The sequence below is a fragment of the Arthrobacter sp. zg-Y820 genome (assembly GCF_030142155.1).
GTDB lineage: Bacteria > Actinomycetota > Actinomycetes > Actinomycetales > Micrococcaceae > Arthrobacter_B.
This window is the reverse complement of record NZ_CP126247.1, coordinates 3,494,681-3,514,557: the sequence shown is the minus strand read 5'-3', so window position 1 is coordinate 3,514,557 and position 19,877 is coordinate 3,494,681. Positions and strand designations below refer to the sequence as shown.

Sequence of the window (19,877 nt, the reverse complement as noted above, 5' to 3'; positions counted from 1 at the left end):
GAATTTTGACTGCGAGTACGGAAACGGCCATCTCGGTCCGTGGACTGACAAAGAAATACGGCGCCACCACGGCCGTCGACGACCTTTCCTTCGAGGTGCAGGCCGGCAGCGTGTTTGCCTTCCTGGGCACCAACGGAGCCGGCAAGTCCACCACCATTTCCTGCCTGACGACAGTGAATCCGTTCAACGCGGGAGAAGTGTCGGTGAGCGGGCATGACGTCCGCACCGACGGTGGGGAGGTTCGAAAAGACATCGGCGTCGTTTTTCAGGACTCCGTGCTGGACCCCCTGCTCACCGGGCGGGAGAACCTGCGCTCCCGGGCCCGCTTCTACTCCGCGGACAACGCCGCCAATGACGCCCGGATCGCGGAGCTGAGCGCGCTCATCGACCTCGAGGACTTCGTGGACCGCCGCTACGGCACCTATTCCGGCGGGCAGCGCCGCCGCGTGGACATTGCCCGCGCGCTGCTGCATTCGCCGTCGATCCTGTTCCTGGACGAACCCACCGCCGGACTGGATCCGGCCAGCCGGGCCCTCGTCTGGTCCACCATCCGCGAACTGCGGGACCGGCACGGGCTCACCGTCTTCCTCACCACGCACTATATGGAGGAAACCGAGGAAGCGGACCGGGTGTGCATCATCGACCGCGGCCGGATCATCGCCGACGGCACTCCGGCCCAGCTGCGCGCCCTGCACAGCAGCTCGGTCCTGAGCATCACCACGGACAACCGCCCGGCGCTGCTGGCGCTGGCAGCGGCAGAAGGCGCCCGCATCCGCGAGGAGGACGACGGCGGCGTGGTGCAGCTGGAGGTCGATGACGCCGCCACCGCCCGGCGGATCCTGGACCGGCACGGCGACGACGTCCTGGACTTTGAATTCCGGCACGGCACCATGGACGACGTCTTCCTGGCGCTGACCGGACGCAAAGGAGTAAATACATGAGCGTCGTACTCACCCTGATGAGCCGGAACCTGCGGCTGTTCTTCCGTGACCGGCTGGGCGTGTTCTTCTCCCTGCTTTCGGCTCTGATCCTGTTCCTGCTCTACGCCCTGTTCTTGGGCAACGGGCAGGTGGAGGACCTGCAGCAGTCCTTTCCCGGGGCCACGGAAGGGGAGGTCAAGGGATTCGTGGACAGCTGGATGTTCGCGGGCATCGTCGGCATCACCTCCATCACCTCCGGTCTGGGTGCGATGAACGTGTTTGTGGAGGACTCGGCGTCGGGCCGGTTCCGCGATTTCCTCGTCTCGCCGATCCGCCGCGACAAACTGATCATTGGCTACCTGCTCTCCGCCGGCGTCATTGCGCTGCTCATGACCACCACAGTGCTCATCATCAGCCTGGCCTACCTGTATCTGGTGGACGGCGTCAGCTTCGACGCCGGACAGATCGCCACGATTTATGGCTTCGTGGCGCTCAGCTGTGTGGCGTTCGCATCGCTGAGCGCACTGGCGGTGTCCTTTGTCCGCACCCCCGGGGCCTACTCGGCGCTGTCCACGATTGCTGGTACGGTCCTCGGCTTCGTGGCCGGCGCTTACATTCCCGTCGGCGCGATGCCCAACGGGGTGCAGACGGTGATCAACGCGCTGCCCTTCATGCAGGGATCGGTGCCCATCCGCCAGGAGATGACGGCCGAATCCCTCAACGCCATGGCCGGCGGGCAGCAGGAAGCCGTGACCGAGCTGCAGGAAATCTACGGCATCACCGCCTCGGTGGGGGACTGGGCCGTCACCAACACCTACGTGGTGCTCATCCTCGCCGTCATGACCGTTGTGTTCACCGTCTTGGCATCCCTGCGGATCCGCAGCCGGATCGCCTGAGCGCCGGGGGCCCCGCAGCTACACCCGCGGGTCGATGGCGAGCATGCCCATGCTCACGGCGTCCACCCAGGCCCCGTCCCAGCGCAGGGCGTGGCGCTGCCGGCCCTCGACGGTGAAGCCCGCCTTCTCGTAGGCGCGCTGCGCCCTCGGATTGAACGCAAACACCTCCAGCGCCACCCGGTGCAGGCCCAGGTCATCAAAGGCGTGCCCGACGACGGCGCGGGTCGCCTCCGTGCCGTACCCCTGCCCCAGCACGTCGGCGGGCGACAGGACAATCCGGAACCCGACGGATGCGTTGTCCGGATCCAGGTCGTTCAGCACCACTTCGCCCAGATACTGCTCCTTCTGATCCTGATCCTGATCTGTCGGGCGCCGGATGACGGCCCAGTCGGCGCGGTCGTGCCGCCCCGCCAGTCCGGCCAGCCAGCTCCGGATCTGGTCCGGCGTGAATTCCGCATGGGTGCCGGTCAGGCGCATGGCCTCCGGATCCTGCAGGGCCGCCCAGGCGCCGTCGAAGTGCTCCGGCCCCAGCGGCTCCAGGCGCAGCCGCTCGGTGGTCAGGGTGGCCTGGTGGGCAAAGAGGTTTCCGGGAATCACCTCGCCAGCCTAGCGCTGCTGATCCGGCGGGCTGATCCGATACACCGGGTGCCCGGGCTCGGGGCATGAGGCGGGACGGCAAGGAGCGCTAACGCCCGGCTGCAACCTCGAAAATTATCTCGAGGCCGTCTTCTTCGTCCCACTGCGAGCCGTTCTCCTGAAATCCGTACTGCAGGATGAGGTTTCGGGACGCTTCGTTGTCCGGACTGATCGTGGCCCGCACAGTGCAGACCGACGGCTCGCGCGCCGCCCGGCCCAGGAGCAGCTCCAGCGCGGCACGGGCATAGCCGCGGCGGCGGAGGACGGGGTCCACTGAGTAGCCCAGTTCCACCATGCCGGCGGAATCCGGAGGCCCGTGGAAGCCGGCGCAACCGACGGCCTGCCCGGTGGCGCTGTCGACAATCGCCCCGGTAACCCAGCCGGCGTCGTCGGGCGCCGTGGCCAGCTGGAGGCTGCGGATTTTCCACACCGCCTGCCGGTCGGACGAAAAATGCCGGGTCAGCGGCACAGGCGAGTGTCGGTTGGCGGTCGCCAGGTCTCCGTCGGCCAGCGCATCGATGGCGGTCAGCGGCAGCTGCACCAGTTCGACGGCGGGGCGCTGCTGCCCGGGAGCGTCAGCCAACGGACGCTCAGCCACGAAAGACGGAGCCGATCTGTTCCAAGGCGCCCGGAACCAGGGAGAAGTATGCCCAGACGCCGCGCTTTTCGCGGTGCAGGATGCCGGCGTCGACCAGGATTTTCAGATGGTGCGACACCGTGGGCTGACCCAGGTTCACCGGTTCGGTCAGGTCGCAGACGCAGGCCTCGCGGTTCTCCCGGGCGGCGATCAGGGAGACCAGCCGGAGCCGGGTGGGATCGGCCAGAGCCTTGAGCAGCCGGGCCAAGCGGGCAGCCTCGTCGCCGCCCAGGGCGCCGCTGGTCAGCGGAGTGCAGCAGGCGCCGGCCACGCCGTCGCAGGCTGCGGCGTCCGGTTCCCGGGTATCCGCAGGGGCCTCCGGGGCGACCTCCGGCACTGGTGCTGACAAGGGCTTGGCCAGGGGAAGGGTAGTCACCCGTCCATTATGCACTCACATTGACACTCGTCGATATGTCCGGGGATACTCATATCGACCATCATCAATGTTTGGGTTACCGCCCGGCCGCCGGTGTCTCCTCCGGGCGGCGTTCATCCTAGGAGTTCCGTGAGCACAGTTTCAACCCGGGAGGGGACGCAGCAAACCGTTGCCCGCCTGTCCACTCTGGACCGGTTCCTGCCCCTGTGGATCCTGGGAGCCATGGCGCTCGGCCTGGTGGTGGGGCGTTTTGTGCCGGACATCGGTCCGGCGCTGGACGCACTGAAGATCGCCAACGTCTCGCTGCCCATCGCGCTCGGCCTGCTGGTGATGATGTACCCGGTGCTCGCCAAGGTCCGGTACAGCCAGACCGGGTCGGTGCTGCAGGACAAAAAGCTCATGGTCACGTCCCTGGTGCTGAACTGGGTGGCCGCACCGGCCTTCATGTTCGCGCTGGCCTGGATCTTCCTGCCGGACCTGCCCGAATACCGGACCGGGCTGATCATTGTCGGTCTGGCCCGCTGCATCGCCATGGTGCTGATCTGGAACGACCTTGCCTGCGGAGACCGCGAAGCCGCCGCCGTGCTGGTGGCCATCAACTCGGTGTTCCAGGTGTTCGCCTTCGGCGCGCTCGGCTGGTTCTACCTCCAGCTGCTGCCGTCCTGGCTGGGCCTGGAAACCACCAGCGCCGGGTTCTCCTTCTGGGCGATCACCGGCTCGGTGCTGATCTTCCTGGGAATTCCGCTGGTGGCCGGCTACTTCAGCCGCACCCTCGGTGAACGGGCCAAGGGCAGGGACTGGTACGAAGGAACCTTCCTGCCGAAAATCGGACCGTTTGCCCTGTACGGGCTGCTGTTCACCATCACCGTCCTGTTCGCGATGCAGGGCGGCACCGTGACCGAAAAGCCGCTCGACGTCGTGCGCATCGCGCTGCCGCTGCTGGTGTATTTTCTGGTGGTGTTCGGCGCCGGCATGCTGCTTGGCCGGATCCTGAAGCTCGGTTACGCCCGCACCGTCACCCTGGCCTTCACCGCTGCCGGCAACAACTTCGAACTGGCCATTGCCGTGGCGATCGGCACCTATGGCGTGGCGTCGGGGCAGGCGCTGGCCGGCGTCGTCGGGCCCCTGATCGAGGTTCCCGTCCTCGTGGCGCTGGTCTATGCCGCGCTGTGGGCCCGCCGCTTCTTCACGGCCGGCTCCTTTCCTCCGGAAGCCGGCACGCTCACACTGGAAACCACCACCGATAAGGCGAAATCATGACCTCCGCAGCACCCTCAGTCCTGTTTGTCTGCATCCACAACGCCGGCCGCTCACAGATGGCCGCCGCGTATCTGACCGCCCTGTCCGGCGGCCGGGTCGAGGTCCGGTCCGCTGGCTCCGCCCCCGCCGACGCCGTGAATCCGGCCGCCGTGGCCGCCATGCGCGAGGACGGCATCGACATGTCGGCGGAAATCCCCAAGATCCTCACCGTTGACGCAGTCCGGGAATCCGACGTCGTCATCACCATGGGGTGCGGCGACACCTGCCCCATCTTCCCGGGAAAGCGCTACGAGGACTGGGCGCTGGCTGATCCTGCCGGGCAGGGCGTGGAGGCCGTCCGCCCCATCCGCGACGACATCAAGGCCCGGGTCCGGGCACTGCTCGCCGAGCTGCTTCCGGAGCCTTCCCGGTCGTAGAATCCGTCCGCCCGCCTAAGGAGCACCTCGTGAGCACTGATCCGGTCATCATCATCGGCTCCGGTCCCGCCGGCTACACCGCGGCAATATACGCCGCGCGCGCCGGTCTGCGGCCCCGCGTCCTGGCGGGTTCGGTGACCGCCGGAGGCGCCCTGATGAACACCACCGAAGTGGAGAATTTTCCCGGCTTTCCCGACGGCATCCAGGGCCCGGACCTGATGGAAAACCTGCGCCGGCAGGCGGAAAAGTTCGGCGCCACCATCCAGTACGACGACGTCGTGTCCCTGCAGCTGGGCGGACACACCAAGCGGGTGACGACCGGCGGCGGGGAGACGTACAAGGCGCGCAGCGTCATTCTGGCCACCGGATCCGCCTACAAGGAACTGGGTCTGCCGGAGGAAAAACGGCTCAACGGCCGCGGCATTTCCTGGTGCGCCACCTGTGACGGGTTCTTCTTCCGGGACCGGGACGTTCTGGTGGTCGGCGGCGGGGATTCAGCCATGGAGGAGGCCCTGTTCCTGAGCCGGTTCGGCAAAACCGTCACCGTGATCGTCCGCCGCGGAGAGCTGCGGGCCTCACGGATCATGGCGCTGCGGGCGAAAAGCCACGACAAAATCCGGTTCGAGTGGAACAGCGAGGTCACCGCCGTTCATGGCACCGACAAGGTCACCGGCGTAACCCTGACCGACACGGTCACCGGGGACAAGCGCGAGCTCCGCGCCGACGGCCTGTTTGTCGCCATCGGCCATGTGCCGCGCACCGAACTGCTGCACGGGCAGGTGGAGCTGGATGCGGAGGGCTACATCACCGTTGCCGTTCCCACCACCGCCACCACTGCCGACGGCGTTTTTGCGTGCGGCGATGCCGTGGACCACCGCTACCGCCAGGCCATCACCGCTGCCGGCACCGGCTGCGCCGCAGCCCTCGACGCCGAACGCTATCTGGCCGCCCTGGAAGACGCCGACAGCATCGCCACCGCACTAGTAGAAGGAAAATAAATGTCTGAACGAATTCCTGAGTCCGCCGACCTGCCCGTTGCCGTGATCGGCGCCGGGCCAATCGGCCTCGCCGCTGCGGCGCACCTGCTGGAGAACGGTCTGACTCCGCTGATCTTTGAAGCCGGAGACCAGCCCGCCGCCGCCGTGCGGGACTGGGGCCATGTGCAGCTGTTCTCGCCGTGGCAGTACAACGTGGACGCCGCTGCGCGCCGGCTGCTCGAGGCCCACGGCTGGCAGGCACCGGATCCGGCGGTATTGCCCACCGGCACCGAGCTGGTCGAGCAGTATGTGGAACCGCTGGCACGCACGGCTCCGATTGCAGCAGCCCTGCACCCCAGCTCGCGTGTGCTCGCCGTCAGCCGCGCCGGCCTGGACCGCACCCGAACCGCCGGCCGGGATGCCGCGCCCTTCCTTCTCCGGGTGCAGGCCGCCGACGGCAGCATCACCGACCACCTGGCCCGCGCCGTCGTCGACGCCTCCGGCACCTGGAGCCAGCCGAATCCGCTGGGGCAGGCCGGTCTTCCGGCCCTCGGCGAGCAGGACGCACGGCAGCTGATTTCCCGCCCCCTGCCCGACGTCACCGGCCGCGACCGGGACCGTTTCGCCGGCCGCCGTGTCCTGGTGGTGGGCGCCGGGCATTCCGCGGCCAACACGCTGCTGTCCCTGGCCGACCTGGCCGAAAGCGCACCGGACACCCGCATCCTGTGGGCCATCCGCGGCGCCGACGCCACGCGGCTGTACGGCGGGGGAGACCTGGACGGGCTGCCGGCACGGGGTGCCCTCGGATCCCGGCTGCGGGATCTGGTCCGGTCGGGCCGGATCGAACTGCACACCTCCTTCACCCTCACCGCGCTGAAGGCGGCGGATTCGCTGCTGGTCACCGGGTCAACGCCCGACGGCGAAACCTCCCTGGAAGTCGACGTCCTGATCCCGGCCACCGGCTTCCGGCCCGAGCTGGAACTGCTGCGCGAAATCCGGCTGGATCTGGATCCTGCTGTGGAAGCGCCCCGCGCCCTGGGACCGCTGATTGACCCGGAATTCCACAGCTGCGGCACGGTGCCGCCGCACGGAGCCCGGGTGCTGGCCCATCCGGAGAAGGACTTCTACATTGTCGGCATGAAGTCCTACGGCCGGGCGCCCACCTTCCTGCTGGCCACCGGCTACGAGCAGGTCCGGTCCGTTGCTGCCGCTCTGGCGGGCAACTGGGTTGCTGCTGACCAGCTCGAGCTGGAGCTTCCGGAGACCGGCGTCTGTTCCACCGATCTTGGCGGGGGCGGCTGCGACACTGAGGTCTCGGCGTCGTCGTGCTGCGAAACCGAAGCCGAGCCGGCGCCGGCAGCGGCAGCGTCGTCGTGCTGCGAAACCGAGACCGAGCCGGCGGCTTCGGCGTCGTCGTGCTGCGAAGCCCCGGCGGCGGGACCACAGCCGGTCTCGCTTGGTTTCGCCACCGGGAGTGCTCACGGACGTTCGGGGGAATCCGGCTCCGGATCCTCCGGCGCTCCGGGATCTCCCGGCACAGGCGGCTGCTGCTAGGCGCCGCTGACGGTCAGCACCAGCAGCGTGATGTTCAGCCCCACCAGAAGCAGTGCAATCACCACGCCCAGCGCCGTCGTCCACCAGCGGTTGCAGTGCACGCCCATCAGGTCCTTGCGGGAGGTCAGCCAGACCAGCGGAATCAGGGCAAACGGGATGCCGAAGGACAGGATGACCTGGCTCAGGACCAGCGCCCAGGTGGGGTCGATGCCTGCCGCAAGGATCAGCAGGGCCGGAATCAGGGTGACCAGGCGTCGCAGCAGCATCGGAATCCGGATCTTCAGCAGCCCCTGCATGATCTCCGCGCCGGCATAGGCGCCCACCGACGTCGAGGCCAGGCCGGAGGCAAGGAGTCCCACCGCAAAGAGGGTCGCTACGACGCCGCCCAGCGAGGCAGCGATGGCGGCGTGCGCGCCCTCCAACGTGTCGGTGCCCTCGACCCCCTGCAGCGAACTCGCCGCCAGCAGCAGGATTGCCAGGTTCACCGTTCCGGCCACTGCCAGGGCAATGGTGACATCCCACCGCGTGGCCCTGATCAGCATGGGTGTGGTCAGGCTGGCGCTGCGGTCCGGGAAGCGGTCCCGGGTCAGTGCGGAATGCGCGTAAATGGCGTGCGGCATGACGGTGGCGCCAAGAATGGAAGCGGCAAGCAGTACGGATTCGCTGCCCTCAAAGCGGGGGACCAGGCCGTTTGCCAGGGCACCGGCGTCGGGCGGTGCAATAACGACGCCGGCGGTAAACCCGACGGCGATGATCGCCATCATGGAAATGATGACGTATTCGAAGGTCCGGTGCCGCCCGCTGCCCTGCAGCGCCAGCACGGCCAAGGAAATTGAGCCGGTGATGACGCCGCCGAGCAGCAGCGGCAGGTCGAACAGCAGCCAGAGGGCCACTGCTCCGCCGATGACTTCGGCGACGTCGGTAGCCATCGCCACCAGTTCCGCCTGGAGCCAGTAGAGCCGGCGCGCGGATTTGCGGCCGATCCTTTCACCCAGAAGTTCGGGCAGGGACCTGCCGGTGACCAGTCCCAGCTTGGCTGAGAGGTATTGGATGAGCCACGCCATGGTGTTCGCCGCAACCACAACCCACACCAGCAGGTAGCCGAAGCGGGCTCCTGCGGTCATGTTGCTGGCGACGTTGCCGGGATCCAGATAGGCGACCCCGGCTACCAGTGCCGGGCCAAGCATCCAGAGCAGGCGTTTGGGCGCAGGCGGTGATGCCGGCGGTGGGGAACCCGCTGGTGGGCGTCCCGCCGGTTCGGATCCCCCTGGCTGGAGGAGGGGCGTCTTGCGGCTCATACCAGCAACCTAGCACGGAAGTTCGGGCGACCGAAGATAAGTTAGCGGTGTCTCGAAAAAGGGGAGCCAAGTCTTGACCTATGGGACCTGGGGAGCCGGGGAAGGTCGTGGGGTGTGGTCTGGGGGAGGGGTCTGGGTCTCCGGGCTGGACGCGCGGAAGAGGAAATGCTCGACATGAAGGGGCGTAGGTAGTCCGTTGAAAAAGACAGGTATTTGCGGGTCACCAAATCGTCCTGTTTGGGACTGTTTTAGGCCTTTTCCAACCCGGAAATGTCAGTGCCGGGTGAAAGTCTGAAGTCATGGATCGGAACGGATCTTCGACCGGGACTCCCGGCACTGGCGGTGAGGCTGCAGCTTGCAGTCGGTTCGTCTTTGTCGCCGAGCCTGGGGTGGCCGGCACTGATCCTGCTGCCGGTGCCGGGGTTGATCCTGTTGCTGGCGACGGGGCTGACGTTCAAGGATCCGGTGGCTCTCCAGTTCCTTCATCCTCTGTTGGTTCTGTCCATTCCCCTGAGGCGTCTGGCGCCGGTTACCGGGACGGGTTTACCGGGTTCCTGACCCTGCAGAACGTGGAGTCGTTGACCGAGGAGCAAACCGGGACGGTGTTGGCCCGGCTCAATCATTTGTCGCGGTGGGTGCAGGCGCAGCAGGCTCGGGTCCTGTCCCGGTTGCAGACCGTTTACGAGGACGAGACGCTATCCGTTACCGGGTTGCGGGATGCGGAGATGGCGTTCAGTCTCGCTGCGGAGGAAGCCGCGACCATTCTGGGGGTGCCTGCCGGTACTGGAAAGGCGTTGATGAGTCAGGCCGGTGATCTCTGCACCAGGAACACGGCCACGCTGCAGGCGTTGGAGGCCGGACAGATCAGTTACGGGCACGTGGAGACCCTGGTGGAGCAGTGTGTGGGAGTGGTGCCGGCGGAGCTGCCCGGGTTCGAGGCGGAGTTGCTGGGTCTGGCGGCGGGTCAGACCAGAACCCAGTTTCGGGTGAAGGCTCACCGGTTGCGGGAGCAGTACTATCCGGAAACCATTGTGCAGCGGCAGTTGACGGCGTTTGAGCAGCGGATGGTGTGGGTGCGGCCGGAGCCGGACGGGATGTCCTGGCTCTCGGCGTTGCTGCCTGCCGAGAAAGCCCAAGCGATTTTTACTCAGCTTAGTGTTGCGGCCCGGGGTGAGCAGGCCGCCGGAGACACGCGCACGGTGGATCAGTTGCGCACGGACATTCTGACGGACTTACTCGGCGGCCACGACCATGAATGCGGTGATGCCGACGGCGCCGGTCGAGGGGCCGGAAAGGGCAGGAAGGGCAAGGGCCTCGGCAAGAATTCCGGTTCCGGGAAGGGGTCCGGGTCCTGCCGGATTGGTCATGGTCCCCGGGCTCGGACGGAGATCCTGGTGGTGATCAACGCCGAAACCCTCTTCGGTGCCGATGATCAGCCGGCGGAACTGAACGGGTACGGACCGATCAGTCCCGTAACGGCTCGGCGGATGGCCCGCGAGGCCATGAAATGGACACCGGTGGAACGCGATCCGGACACCGAAGAGATCCTGCGCGTGGGAAAGCGACGAAAGGTTCCCGACGGATTGAAACGGGTCCTGCGGGTGCGGGACGGAACCTGCCGGTTCCCGGGGTGCCGGACCAATGCGGTGATTTCCGAGATCGACCACACCAAACCGTGGGCGCAGGGCGGGCCGACAGATCATGACAACCTGGAGCATTTGTGCCGGCGGCATCACATGTTCAAAACCGAAGGGTTCTGGAAAGCCAGGCAGCCTCGTCCCGGGGTGATTGAGTGGACCTCACCGGGCGGCAGGTGTTACCGGACCGAACCGCAACTGAGCCTGTCCCGGGAAACCGGTGAGGGCTCTCAGGAAACCTGTGATGGTGCCAGCGGACTGCAAACGGGTATCAAGGCGAATGGTGGCCAGGCGAATCGCGGAGGCAACGCAACGGGCATTGATTCATCACCTGCCAATGATGCCGGTGGTCCAAGCGCCCCCGGCGATTCGAGTGCTCCAAGTGCTCCAGATGATCCGGATGGCTACGGAGACAATCCGCCGCCCTTCTAGGTTCGTCCGGAATGCCCCAATGCTCCAGTCTCATGATCCTTACCCTCTGTACTTCAAGCCTGGATACCACCACTGTCCCGGCCGTCCTGAGGGGATGGCAAAGAAGATGACGGAGAAGAGGTGGCATCCACTCGATCGGAAGTCTCTTTGCCTAGGGTCATCGTGTGGCCATCTCCGTCCGGCTGCCGGACAGCAGCGCGGGCTTCGTCCCGACCGGCCGTATTGTGCCGATGTGAAGCGGCCAGCCACAGGATGGCCCCTGCCACGGGAAGGACAACAACCGTTGCCGCCCACACAGGACGGGAAGAAGACGGGACCCAGCCGGAATTGGCAATGCTAAAGAGCGCACCGACAGCCAGAGTCACATATAAAACCAGTGACGTGGCCACCAGGGGAACCCACATCAGGTATTCGACAGGCATAACCAAACCTTGCGCTTTCATCATGAACAGAGAAGCAATTAGCAATGAACGGAGAACGGCCATCGGCTGGAAATCGACGCCATTCCAGAATATGTATCAGCACCACTGTCGCGCCTCATCCCATGTGATGACTTCGGATCCGGTTGTCTCCTGACCGCGTAGTCGGTCGCGGTGAGACTCCGGGAGAACCCTAGGCTGGAACCATGAGCACCCCGTCACCAGTACAGTCACCGGCCGGCCTTCCTCGCGCGGCAAGCCTCTTCCGCGCCGTTTCAGCAGCACTGAGCATCCCCATGGCCCTTCTGATCCCGCTGTGGATTACGGCAGGGCGCACCCTTTTCGGTATCGAGGGCAATCTGGTCGCGATCTTCGCGGCAACGGCAGGACCGCTTCTGGCCGTGCTGATGCTGGTGTCAGCCGTACGAATCACCGTGTCCGCAACCCGATACCAAAACTTTGGAGCGCCGCTGCGGACGTCATTCCTGCTGCTGGCCGTTTGGGCTGCCGGTGGCGCCTTCGGCTTTCTGGTGCCCGACGTCGGCGGCTCACCCGGGCGGACCGGTTCAGTAATGTCTGCACTGCTGGGAGAAGAGGCAGCGGGAATTTCCGCCGCTCTGGCCAATCCCGCGGGCATTCTCACCCTGGGCCTGACCGTGTCGCTGGTTGTGGTGTCGCTCCGGGAGGGAGCGCAGCTCGAGGGAGAGAGGCGCAAGCGTGCAGCTGTTCTCCGCCACTGATTCCGGCTGCTCTCACTCCAGGGGAGGCGCAGAAGCGACGCCGCTGCGCTGTTCCCAGGGGAGTCTGCCCGTGACCTCAAGCTGCAGGGTGTAGCTGAGGAAGGTTCGGATGAGGACGATCAGGGCGAGCACACCCAGCGATTCAAAGGTGGGAGTCACAGCCACGGTGCGGATGATGTCCGCGGCAACGAGCAGCTCCAGGCCCAGGAGGATGGACCGGCCCAGCTGTTGCCGATAGGGCTCATAAACGGGCTGTCCGGTGCGCCGAAGGAGAGCGCGCACCGCGGAGACGCTCGCGATGACGGCCCCCGCAATGATGACCGCAACACCGGCCAGATCAACGATTTCCCCGGCTTCCTCGATGATGCCCTTGAAATCCATCTCCGTGCTCCGCTCCCGGACCGCCGTTGGGTTCAGCCGGGCGCTCCGCCCTATCTCCATAAGCCCTGCGGGTCTTGTCCCTGTCAAGGGAAAGGCGTCCGGGAACCGCGTCAGGATCCGGCACCAAAAAGCGGACCTAAGAAAAGCCCGCGCTCCTAGGCTGCGACGGGAATGCGGGGAGCGGGGTTGGCCGGATAGTAGAAGGACCAGTCGTCGTACGGGTCCTGCCACGACGATTCATCCCGGCGGATGCGCTGCACCGCTTCGGCAGGAACCCAGCGGTTGTGGGCGCGGCCGCTGTCGTCGATCCAGTGCAGCAGCACCGACGTGCGCGTCCAGGCAGCAGCCTTGCCGTCAATGACCGACGGCGGCGTCCGGCACCGGATGTACGGCTCGCGGCGGTACGGAGCATGCGTGACTGTCGGCACTGTCGGCGACGGACCCGCAGCCGGCCTGGCGGAAGGTCTGGGCCCGGTAAGCGCCGCACGACGAAGCGGCTGAAGGGCGGGCGCCGGCGGGGAAGGTGAAGCGACGGGAGTCATGGGAACCACCATGCCGCCCGGCACTGACACTTTGGTCCGAGCCGCCCCGGCGGGATGCGCACTCACCCGGCAGTCCGCAGACCATCCGGCCATTCAGCAGCCCGCAGACCATCCGGCGCGGGAAGCTCAGATCAGGAAGCCAGATCCCGCCATTTTGCTGCGGCCTTGTTGGACAGAGCGGCACTGTGGTCGGCGACCCGGCGCGGCACCATGCGGATGACGGGCGCCAGCTCGGAGAGACCGTGACGGACGGCGTCCCCCGAGGGGATTTCGGTGCCGGCGGGGCGGTTGACAACCATGTAGAACACGGAAACCCCGGCCACCAGCAGCGAAATGAGGGTTACGACGCCGAGGCCGTAAAGAGCCAGCAGCGCGTAGAAAGGGGACTCGAAGAGACTGGCGATGAAATCGGCACTGCCCAGCAGCAGCCATAGCCAAAACACGGCAACGAGGACAAACATGGTCCGCCCGCGACGGAAGAGCATGGCGGATTTCTTCCGCGCAAAAGGCATTGCTTGAGACTCGCCCATTTCTACTCCCCCAGCTACCAGACCCACCCAGCAGGTCCCCAAGCAGATAATAGCTCCTTTATGAACGAACAATGTTCACCGGTGCGCCAGAATGTACTGTGTCGTTGCGAGAAGGGTGAAACTTGAACAATAAATCCGGTCCGGGCCTGCTGTTTGTGCTTGTCTGCGCCATGGGTGCCGGACCGGTCATGAACTACGGGCTGAGCGCCACGAGCACCCTGATCATTTCCGATTTTGGCATCAGCGAGGCGCAGTTCGGGTTGCTGGCGACGGTCTGTTTCCTCAGCGCGGCTCTGTCCGCCATATCGCTTGGGCGGCTCAGCGACAGGATTTCCGGACGTGCCCAGCTCCTGCTGATCTTCGGCGGAACGGCGCTGGCCCTCGTTCTGATGGCGGTGTCCCGGAATTACGTGTGGCTTCTGGTGGCCGTGGCCCTGTCCGGGCCGGCGCAGGCAATCTCCAATCCGACCACCAACCGGGTGATCACGCACCACGTCGAGCCGGCCCGGCGGCCCGGCTGGCTGGGCATTAAGCAGTCAGGTGTGCAGGCCAGCCAGCTGTTTTCCAGCCTCTTTTTCCCTGCTGCTGCACTGCTGGCCGGCTGGCGGGGCTCAGCCGCCGGCGCCGCCGTCGTCATGGGAGCACTGCTGCTCTACTCATGGAACAAACTTCCGGCTGATCCGCCGCGGCTGCCCGCGGGCGGGCCGACCGCCGTCGTCGGGCGGCAACCCTTTCCACCCACCGTGTGGCTCCTGGCCGGATTTGCTCTGTTGTCCGGAGCAGGAATGCAGGCCACCAACGTCTACCTGCCGTTGTTCGCCCAGCGCGAGGTGGGCTTTTCCCTCCTGCTGGCGGGTGCGGCAGCCGCCGCGGCGGGGGTCGTGGGCGTGGCTTCCCGCATTCTCTGGGGCCGCCGCATGGCCCGGGGAACTGCCGTGCCGGTCCTGCTGGCGACGCTGGCCGTGGGGGCGATCGGCGGTGCCGGGCTGCTGCTGGCGGCGGGGCAGACCGGTTGGCCGGTGCTGCTGTGGAGCGGCGTCGTTCTGCACGGAGCCACGGTGCTGGGTGTGAATGTTGTGGTCATGGCAGCGGTTCTGCGCGAGGTGGCGCCCGAGCGTGTCGGTGCCGCCTCGGGCGTTGTGTCCCTGGGCATGTACGCGGGCTTCGCCGCGGGACCGTTGGCCATGGGCCTGCTGCTGCAGTATTCGGGCGGGTTCCTCGCCGGGTGGATCTTCGTGGCCGGCGGTTACCTGCTGTGCGTGGTGCTGGCCCTCGTTTTGCACCGGATGAGGCTGAATGCGCGGACTCCCGCGGGAATCTCCTAGGCCAATAACTTCAGGTCATCCACAGCCGGTTCACAGCAGCAGGACAGGCTCCGGCCAGCACCTGCCTGCAGGATGGAACCTGTTTGTTTATGCTGGGACCAACCCCCTCCGGGCGGACCGATAGGAAAACCAAACATGTCCGAGGCCCCTGGCTCCTTCGTGGGTAACCTTCCCAAGCTCTCGCACCCCGACGGCACTCCGATCCGCGCCCTCGTGGTTGACGACGAGCCCAACCTCGCCGAGCTGATCAGCATGGGTTTGCGCATGGCCGGCTGGCAGGTGGTGACGGCGGCGGACGGACGCGAGGCGGTGGAAACCGCCCGCGACTTCCGTCCCGATGTGCTGGTCCTTGATGTCATGCTGCCCGAGTTTGACGGAGTCGAGGCGCTGGTGAAGATCCGCAGATTCGCTCCCGATGTGCCCGCACTGTTCCTCACCGCCAAAGACTCCGTTGAGGACCGCATCACCGGACTATCGGCCGGCGGGGACGACTACGTCACCAAGCCCTTCAGCATGGAGGAAGTGCTGCTGCGGCTGCACCGGCTGGTCCAGCGCTCCGGAGTCACCGCCGTCGACACCGCCGAGCTCGTGGTCGGTGACCTGACGCTGAACCTGGACACCCGCGAAGTGACCCGGGCCGGCCAGGAAATCCAGCTGACCGCCACCGAATTCGCCCTGCTGACCTTCCTGATGGAGAACCCCCGCCGGGTCATCAGCAAAACGCAGATCCTGAACCGGGTCTGGGACTACGATTTCGGCGGCCAGGCGAGCATCGTCGAGCTGTACATTTCGTACCTGCGCAAAAAGATCGACGCCGACCGCGAACCAATGATCCACACCGTGCGGGGAGCCGGATACGTGCTCAGACCTGCCGGATGAGCAACGCCGCTCCGCACCGCGACGGCACGGGCGGCCGCCCGGTCCTCCAGAGGCTGCACGGCTGGCGGCTGCGCACCAAGCTCCTGCTGGCCACACTGGGCCTGCTCACGCTGACCTGCTGCACTATCGGCTTTCTCAGCCACGCTGTCATGAACGTCTTCCTGGTGCAGCAACTGGACGAGACCCTGCTGGAGGCCTCGGACCGTGCCGTGAACTTTCCCCTGCCGCCCGGAGGAACGCCGCCGTCGCCCGACGACGGCAACCTGCCCGACCCGCTGGATGTCCCGGGCCAGGGCGGACCGGGAATGCTCGATGTCCGGTATTACGGAAACACGGCCTTCAGCAACGGGGTGACGCTCGACGACGGCACCCGGCAGGCGCTGTCCGCCGACGACGTCGAAGTCCTCGCCGCACTGCCGGCGGACCGCGTTCCGGTGTCCGCCGAACTGTCCTTCGGCGAGTACCGGCTGGTGTCCCAGCCGCAGCCGGCGACCGGGAGCGTGGTGGTCTCCGGAATGCCGCTGGCAGCCACCAAAAACACGCTGCTCGGGCTGGGACTCACCATCGCCGCGGTGTCCCTGCTCGGCCTGGCACTGACCGCCGTCCTGGGTTATCTGATCATCCGGCGCAGCCTGCGCCCGCTGGAGGAAGTGGCGGCCGTCGCCACCAGCGTTTCCCGGCTGCCGCTGGACGTGGGCGACGTCGCGCTGGCCGAACGGGTGCCGCAGAACCTCGCCGATTCCCAAACGGAGGTTGGAAGCGTGGGGCTGGCCTTCAACAAGATGCTGGACAACGTTGCCCATGCCCTGAAAGTGCGCCAGCGCAGCGAACTGCAGATCCGCCAGTTCGTCGCCGACGCCAGCCATGAACTGCGCACACCCCTGACTTCCATCCGCGGCTACACCGAAATGGTTCGTCTCACCGAACACCTCAGCCCGGAGGGCACCCAATCGCTGGGCCGGGTGGAAGCCGAGTCCCGGCGCATGGCCGGCCTCGTTGACGACCTGCTGCTCCTGGCCCGGCTCGACGAAGGGCGGCAGGAGATCCGCAGCGAAGTGGACCTCACGCGCCTGCTGGTCGAGACCGTAAGTGACGCCCGAATTGCCGCCCGGGACCACCACTGGCGCATCGAGCTGCCGGAGGAGCCCGTTACGGTAACGGGTGATCCCGGGCAGCTGCGTCAGGTTTTCATCAACCTGGTCACCAACGCCCATGTGCACACGCCTCCCGGCACCACGGTGGATGTGTCGCTGGTCCGGGACGGCGGCGACGCGGTGCTCAGGGTCGCTGACACCGGTGCCGGAATCCCGGCGGACTTTCAGGAGCGGATCTTCTCGCGCTTCGCCCGCCGCGACACCTCGCGTTCGGAGCGGACCGGGTCTTCCGGGCTGGGACTGGCCATCGTGGATGCCATCGTGGCCGCCCACCACGGAACCATTACGTTGGAAAGCGTGCCGGGAGACACCGTTTTCACTGTCCGGCTGCCCGTGCGGCCAGCATCCGAAGACATCGTGCAGCCGGGGCGGGAACCGGACTCATCCACCGAAGTTCAGGACTGAACCTGCGGTGTTGACGATGAGGAGGACCCCGAGGATTCCGGTGATCCAGGACAGTGTGTTGGTGGAAGTCCGGCTCAGGAAGCCGTCCAACTTCTTCAGCATCGGATCCACCCGCCGGGACGCGGTGAAGCGCGCAATCAGGAGCACGAGAGCCGGCGCGACCATGAGCACGCAGTATGCCGCGAGAACGGCGCCGGTCAGCGGCCATTGCAGGCCGGAGGCGCTGAGCAGGCCGATGGCCGCCAGATACGGCACCATGGTGGCGAGCTCGATCGTCGTGGCACCCAGAGCCAAACCGATCAGGGCCGCCGCACCCCCGCTGCCCCGGGTCTCGGAGCCCACGGCCTTGTGCCGCCACCGGGCGAGCCGGCCCGAGGCCGGAGCGCCCGCGGAGGATTCGGCGAGGTCGGTGCCTGCAGCTTCGTCCATGCCGGCCGTCCCGGCGGCTCCGGTGCCTGTTCCTTCGGTGCCTGTTCTGCCGGTTCCTGAGGCTCCGTGGCCGGTATGCTGCACCGAACCCCGGGCTGCCTTCTCCCGCTTTGCCTGCGCCTCGAGCCGGAAGCTCCAGGCCAGCAGGGCTATGCCGGCGGCCAGCAGGAACACCGAAAACCCGCGTGATTCAAAGAGGCCGGAGAAGTTCTCCACAACAAGCTCGGCACCGAACAGGATCGCCAGGCCAACTCCGAAATAGAAAACGGCCACCGTTCCCAGGAACAGCAGTATCCGGCCGGGCCGCAACCGGCCCGGCGCCAGCAGCAGCCAGACCGGAATGAGCAGCGTGCCGAAACTCGTGGAGTCCACGAGCGCGAGAACAGCCAAAGCACCGAAAAGTGTGGGATCCATGGCACCAACAGTAAAGGTCGGGGGCACCGCCGTCGTCGGCCAAAAGGAGGACTCGGCAGGCGGCGGTCGTTCGAAGGGACCGCGGCGCGGGCTGCGCTAGGCGGGTTCCGGGGCCGACGGCGGCTGGGCATGCCGCGGGCTGGAGGGGTTCAGCAGTGAATGACGCCGTCCGTAGAACCAGTAGATGAGGAGGCCGATCACGAGCCAGACACCGAAGCGCAGCCAGGTTTCCCAGTGCAGCTGCAGCATGAGGAATCCGGAGGAGAGGACACCGAACGCCGGGATCCACGGCATCAGCGGCAGGCGGAACTCCCGGGGCGCATCCGGCTCGCGCCGTCGCAGAGCGATGACTGCGATGCAGACCACCACAAATGCGGCGAGAATGCCGATGTTCGTCAGGTCAGCCACGGCGCGGATCGGGAAGACCCCCGCCAGCAGGGCGGACGTGATGCCGGCGATCCAGGTCACCCGCTGCGGAGTGCCGTGCCGGTCAGTAACTGAGAACCAGCCCGGAAGCAGCCCGTCGCGGCTCATGGAGAACCAGACCCGGGTGACTCCGAGCAGAAAGGTGAGCATGACGGTCAGGATGGACAGCACAGCGAACGCCGAAATGACCGTCGCAATGACGGGCAGGCCGACGGTTTGGAAGGCCGAAGCGAACCCCGCGGTGGGGCTGATTTCGGTGTAGTTCTGCATGCCGGTCAGCACCAGTGTGGCCAGGACATAGAGCACCATGGCCACTGCCAGCGACAGCAGGATCGCCTTGGGCATGTGCTTCTTGCCGTCAGTGGCTTCCTCCGCCGCCGTGCTCATGGCGTCATAACCGAACACCGCGAAGAACACCGTTGCGGCTCCGGCGAAGACCGCCCCAAAACCGTTGGGGAGGAACGGCACGTAGTTCTCGGTGTTCACGAAAAAGAACCCCAGGCCAATAATGAAGAGAATCAGCAGCACTTTCAGGGCCACGGCCACGAGTTCGAACCGGCCGAAGGTTTTGGTTCCCCGGCTCAGGATCCAGGTGATGAAAAGGCAGACCAGCAGGGCGGGAAGGTTGATCAGGCCGCCCTCGACGGTGTCGCCGGTGCCCTGCATCCACGCCGGAACCTCAACGCTGATTCCGGCCATGAACTCGGTGAAGTAGCCGGAGATGCCAATGGCCACCACCGCAACAATGGCCGTGTATTCCAGCAGCAGGTCCCAGCCGATGAACCAGCCGATGATCTCGCCCAGGGCCACGTAGCCGTAGGTGTAGGCGGAGCCGGCGCGCGGGACCAAGCCGGCGAATTCCGCATAGGAGAGTGCCGCTGCGGCGCTCGCCAGCCCGGCGATCAGGAAGGAAATGAGCACACCGGGCCCGGCGCCGGGTGCCTCACCGCCTCCGTTGGCCACCAGGCCGGCCAGGGTGAAGATGCCGACGCCGATGATGCCGCCGACGCCGATGGCAGTCAGCTGCAACAGGCCAAGGCTCTTGAAGAGTTTGTTGCCGGATTTCTCATCGTCCACCTCGTTGACGGGCTTGCGCCGGAAGAGGGATGAGGAAGATGAGCTTTCTGCCGTGGCCATGGAAGGCTCCGATCGTTGCAGCCGATACCGCGGGCGCCGAAAACCGTAAATTCGGAC

21 protein-coding genes are annotated in these 19,877 nt (G+C 66.3%); 11 read left to right on the top strand and 10 right to left on the bottom strand.

What is annotated here, in order from left to right:
- Positions 1-5 precede the first annotated feature (5 nt).
- Complete coding sequence (locus QNO08_RS16090; protein ID WP_229966282.1) at positions 6-941, top strand: ABC transporter ATP-binding protein; 936 nt, start codon at positions 6-8, stop codon at positions 939-941.
- Positions 938-1,816: an ABC transporter permease gene (locus QNO08_RS16085; RefSeq protein WP_229966281.1), complete on the top strand. Its 879-nt coding sequence runs from the start codon at positions 938-940 to the stop codon at positions 1,814-1,816. Before QNO08_RS16090 ends, QNO08_RS16085 begins: the two co-directional genes overlap by 4 nt.
- An 18-nt stretch (positions 1,817-1,834) precedes the next feature.
- Here QNO08_RS16085 and QNO08_RS16080 read toward each other — a convergent pair whose 3' ends face one another.
- The 3 genes from QNO08_RS16080 to QNO08_RS16070 form a co-directional block, all read right to left on the bottom strand.
- Positions 1,835-2,413: a GNAT family N-acetyltransferase gene (locus tag QNO08_RS16080; protein ID WP_229966280.1), complete on the bottom strand. Its 579-nt coding sequence runs from the start codon at positions 2,411-2,413 to the stop codon at positions 1,835-1,837.
- Between the two features lie 88 nt (positions 2,414-2,501).
- Entirely contained in the window at positions 2,502-3,050 is a 549-nt protein-coding gene (locus QNO08_RS16075; protein ID WP_229966279.1) for a GNAT family N-acetyltransferase, read from the bottom strand.
- Positions 3,043-3,360: an ArsR/SmtB family transcription factor gene (locus tag QNO08_RS16070; RefSeq protein ID WP_442860521.1), complete on the bottom strand. Its 318-nt coding sequence runs from the start codon at positions 3,358-3,360 to the stop codon at positions 3,043-3,045. Before QNO08_RS16070 ends, QNO08_RS16075 begins: the two co-directional genes overlap by 8 nt.
- Positions 3,361-3,594: 234 nt before the next feature.
- On the opposite strand from QNO08_RS16070, the gene arsB reads away from it, so the two are divergent.
- From arsB to QNO08_RS16050, 4 genes are read left to right on the top strand one after another with little or no spacing between them, the layout of a single operon-like run.
- Positions 3,595-4,725 carry an ACR3 family arsenite efflux transporter gene (gene arsB / locus QNO08_RS16065; RefSeq protein ID WP_284015822.1) on the top strand — a complete coding sequence of 377 codons (1,131 nt, stop codon included), beginning with the start codon at positions 3,595-3,597 and terminating at the stop codon, positions 4,723-4,725.
- Positions 4,722-5,141, top strand: a complete 420-nt coding sequence (locus QNO08_RS16060; RefSeq protein WP_229966278.1) for an arsenate reductase ArsC — start codon at positions 4,722-4,724, stop codon at positions 5,139-5,141. The genes arsB and QNO08_RS16060 overlap by 4 nt, the downstream gene beginning before the upstream one ends.
- A gap of 29 nt (positions 5,142-5,170) precedes the next feature.
- Positions 5,171-6,139, top strand: a complete 969-nt coding sequence (trxB, locus tag QNO08_RS16055) for a thioredoxin-disulfide reductase (protein ID WP_229966277.1) — start codon at positions 5,171-5,173, stop codon at positions 6,137-6,139.
- Positions 6,140-7,672 (top strand): NAD(P)-binding protein, encoded by a 1,533-nt coding sequence (locus QNO08_RS16050; RefSeq protein WP_229966276.1) that lies wholly within the window; start codon positions 6,140-6,142, stop codon positions 7,670-7,672.
- On the opposite strand, the gene QNO08_RS16045 is transcribed toward QNO08_RS16050, so the two are convergent.
- Complete coding sequence (locus QNO08_RS16045; RefSeq protein ID WP_229966275.1) at positions 7,669-8,859, bottom strand: Nramp family divalent metal transporter; 1,191 nt, start codon at positions 8,857-8,859, stop codon at positions 7,669-7,671. The genes QNO08_RS16050 and QNO08_RS16045 overlap by 4 nt on opposite strands.
- Positions 8,860-9,548: 689 nt before the next feature.
- Here QNO08_RS16045 and QNO08_RS16040 point away from each other — a divergent pair.
- The gene (locus QNO08_RS16040) at positions 9,549-11,039 is read left to right on the top strand and encodes an HNH endonuclease signature motif containing protein (protein WP_231712794.1); all 1,491 of its coding nucleotides are present in this window, start codon (positions 9,549-9,551) and stop codon (positions 11,037-11,039) included.
- A gap of 53 nt (positions 11,040-11,092) precedes the next feature.
- Here the strand turns inward: QNO08_RS16040 and QNO08_RS16035 are convergent, their stop codons facing one another.
- Complete coding sequence (locus QNO08_RS16035) at positions 11,093-11,461, bottom strand: PLD nuclease N-terminal domain-containing protein (protein ID WP_284155615.1); 369 nt, start codon at positions 11,459-11,461, stop codon at positions 11,093-11,095.
- Between the two features lie 203 nt (positions 11,462-11,664).
- Here QNO08_RS16035 and QNO08_RS16030 point away from each other — a divergent pair, with 203 nt between their 5' ends.
- A complete protein-coding gene (locus QNO08_RS16030; protein ID WP_229966273.1) occupies positions 11,665-12,198 on the top strand; it encodes a hypothetical protein in 534 nt (177 codons plus the stop codon).
- A 12-nt stretch (positions 12,199-12,210) separates the two neighbouring features.
- Here the strand turns inward: QNO08_RS16030 and QNO08_RS16025 are convergent, their stop codons facing one another.
- From QNO08_RS16025 to QNO08_RS16015, 3 genes are all read right to left on the bottom strand, one after another.
- A complete protein-coding gene (locus QNO08_RS16025; RefSeq protein WP_229966272.1) occupies positions 12,211-12,579 on the bottom strand; it encodes a DUF1622 domain-containing protein in 369 nt (122 codons plus the stop codon).
- 155 nt (positions 12,580-12,734) lie between these two features.
- Positions 12,735-13,007: a hypothetical protein gene (locus tag QNO08_RS16020; protein WP_229966271.1), complete on the bottom strand. Its 273-nt coding sequence runs from the start codon at positions 13,005-13,007 to the stop codon at positions 12,735-12,737.
- Positions 13,008-13,252: 245 nt separating this feature from the next.
- Positions 13,253-13,606, bottom strand: a complete 354-nt coding sequence (locus QNO08_RS16015; RefSeq protein ID WP_229966270.1) for a hypothetical protein — start codon at positions 13,604-13,606, stop codon at positions 13,253-13,255.
- Between the two features lie 167 nt (positions 13,607-13,773).
- Here QNO08_RS16015 and QNO08_RS16010 point away from each other — a divergent pair, with 167 nt between their 5' ends.
- The 3 genes from QNO08_RS16010 to QNO08_RS16000 all read left to right on the top strand — a co-directional run bounded on the left by QNO08_RS16010 (position 13,774) and on the right by QNO08_RS16000 (position 17,414).
- The gene (locus QNO08_RS16010; protein WP_229966269.1) at positions 13,774-14,976 is read left to right on the top strand and encodes an MFS transporter; all 1,203 of its coding nucleotides are present in this window, start codon (positions 13,774-13,776) and stop codon (positions 14,974-14,976) included.
- Between the two features lie 135 nt (positions 14,977-15,111).
- Positions 15,112-15,855: a response regulator transcription factor gene (locus tag QNO08_RS16005; RefSeq protein WP_229966268.1), complete on the top strand. Its 744-nt coding sequence runs from the start codon at positions 15,112-15,114 to the stop codon at positions 15,853-15,855.
- Positions 15,852-17,414: a sensor histidine kinase gene (locus QNO08_RS16000; protein WP_229966267.1), complete on the top strand. Its 1,563-nt coding sequence runs from the start codon at positions 15,852-15,854 to the stop codon at positions 17,412-17,414. Before QNO08_RS16005 ends, QNO08_RS16000 begins: the two co-directional genes overlap by 4 nt.
- On the opposite strand, the gene QNO08_RS15995 is transcribed toward QNO08_RS16000, so the two are convergent.
- The gene (locus tag QNO08_RS15995) at positions 17,391-18,257 is read right to left on the bottom strand and encodes a GAP family protein (RefSeq protein WP_229966266.1); all 867 of its coding nucleotides are present in this window, start codon (positions 18,255-18,257) and stop codon (positions 17,391-17,393) included. The two genes, QNO08_RS16000 and QNO08_RS15995, sit on opposite strands and share 24 nt — an antisense overlap.
- 96 nt (positions 18,258-18,353) lie before the next feature.
- Entirely contained in the window at positions 18,354-19,820 is a 1,467-nt protein-coding gene (locus QNO08_RS15990; RefSeq protein WP_229966265.1) for an amino acid permease, read from the bottom strand.
- Positions 19,821-19,877: the final 57 nt, after the last annotated feature.

What these genes read in the sequence shown, in the direction of transcription:
- QNO08_RS16085 (WP_229966281.1), top strand. Translation starts at nt 938, where the DNA reads ATGAGCGTCGTACTCACCCTGATGAGCCGGAACCTGCGGCTGTTCTTC.
- QNO08_RS16060 (WP_229966278.1), top strand. Translation starts at nt 4,722, where the DNA reads ATGACCTCCGCAGCACCCTCAGTCCTGTTTGTCTGCATCCACAACGCC.
- QNO08_RS16050 (WP_229966276.1), top strand. Translation starts at nt 6,140, where the DNA reads ATGTCTGAACGAATTCCTGAGTCCGCCGACCTGCCCGTTGCCGTGATC.
- QNO08_RS16045 (WP_229966275.1), bottom strand. Translation starts at nt 8,859, where the DNA reads ATGCTTGGCCCGGCACTGGTAGCCGGGGTCGCCTATCTGGATCCCGGC.
- QNO08_RS16035 (WP_284155615.1), bottom strand. Translation starts at nt 11,461, where the DNA reads ATGCCTGTCGAATACCTGATGTGGGTTCCCCTGGTGGCCACGTCACTG.
- QNO08_RS16030 (WP_229966273.1), top strand. Translation starts at nt 11,665, where the DNA reads ATGAGCACCCCGTCACCAGTACAGTCACCGGCCGGCCTTCCTCGCGCG.
- QNO08_RS16025 (WP_229966272.1), bottom strand. Translation starts at nt 12,579, where the DNA reads ATGGATTTCAAGGGCATCATCGAGGAAGCCGGGGAAATCGTTGATCTG.
- QNO08_RS16015 (WP_229966270.1), bottom strand. Translation starts at nt 13,606, where the DNA reads ATGCTCTTCCGTCGCGGGCGGACCATGTTTGTCCTCGTTGCCGTGTTT.
- QNO08_RS16005 (WP_229966268.1), top strand. Translation starts at nt 15,112, where the DNA reads ATGTCCGAGGCCCCTGGCTCCTTCGTGGGTAACCTTCCCAAGCTCTCG.
- QNO08_RS16000 (WP_229966267.1), top strand. Translation starts at nt 15,852, where the DNA reads ATGAGCAACGCCGCTCCGCACCGCGACGGCACGGGCGGCCGCCCGGTC.
- QNO08_RS15995 (WP_229966266.1), bottom strand. Translation starts at nt 18,257, where the DNA reads ATGGATCCCACACTTTTCGGTGCTTTGGCTGTTCTCGCGCTCGTGGAC.
- QNO08_RS15990 (WP_229966265.1), bottom strand. Translation starts at nt 19,820, where the DNA reads ATGGCCACGGCAGAAAGCTCATCTTCCTCATCCCTCTTCCGGCGCAAG.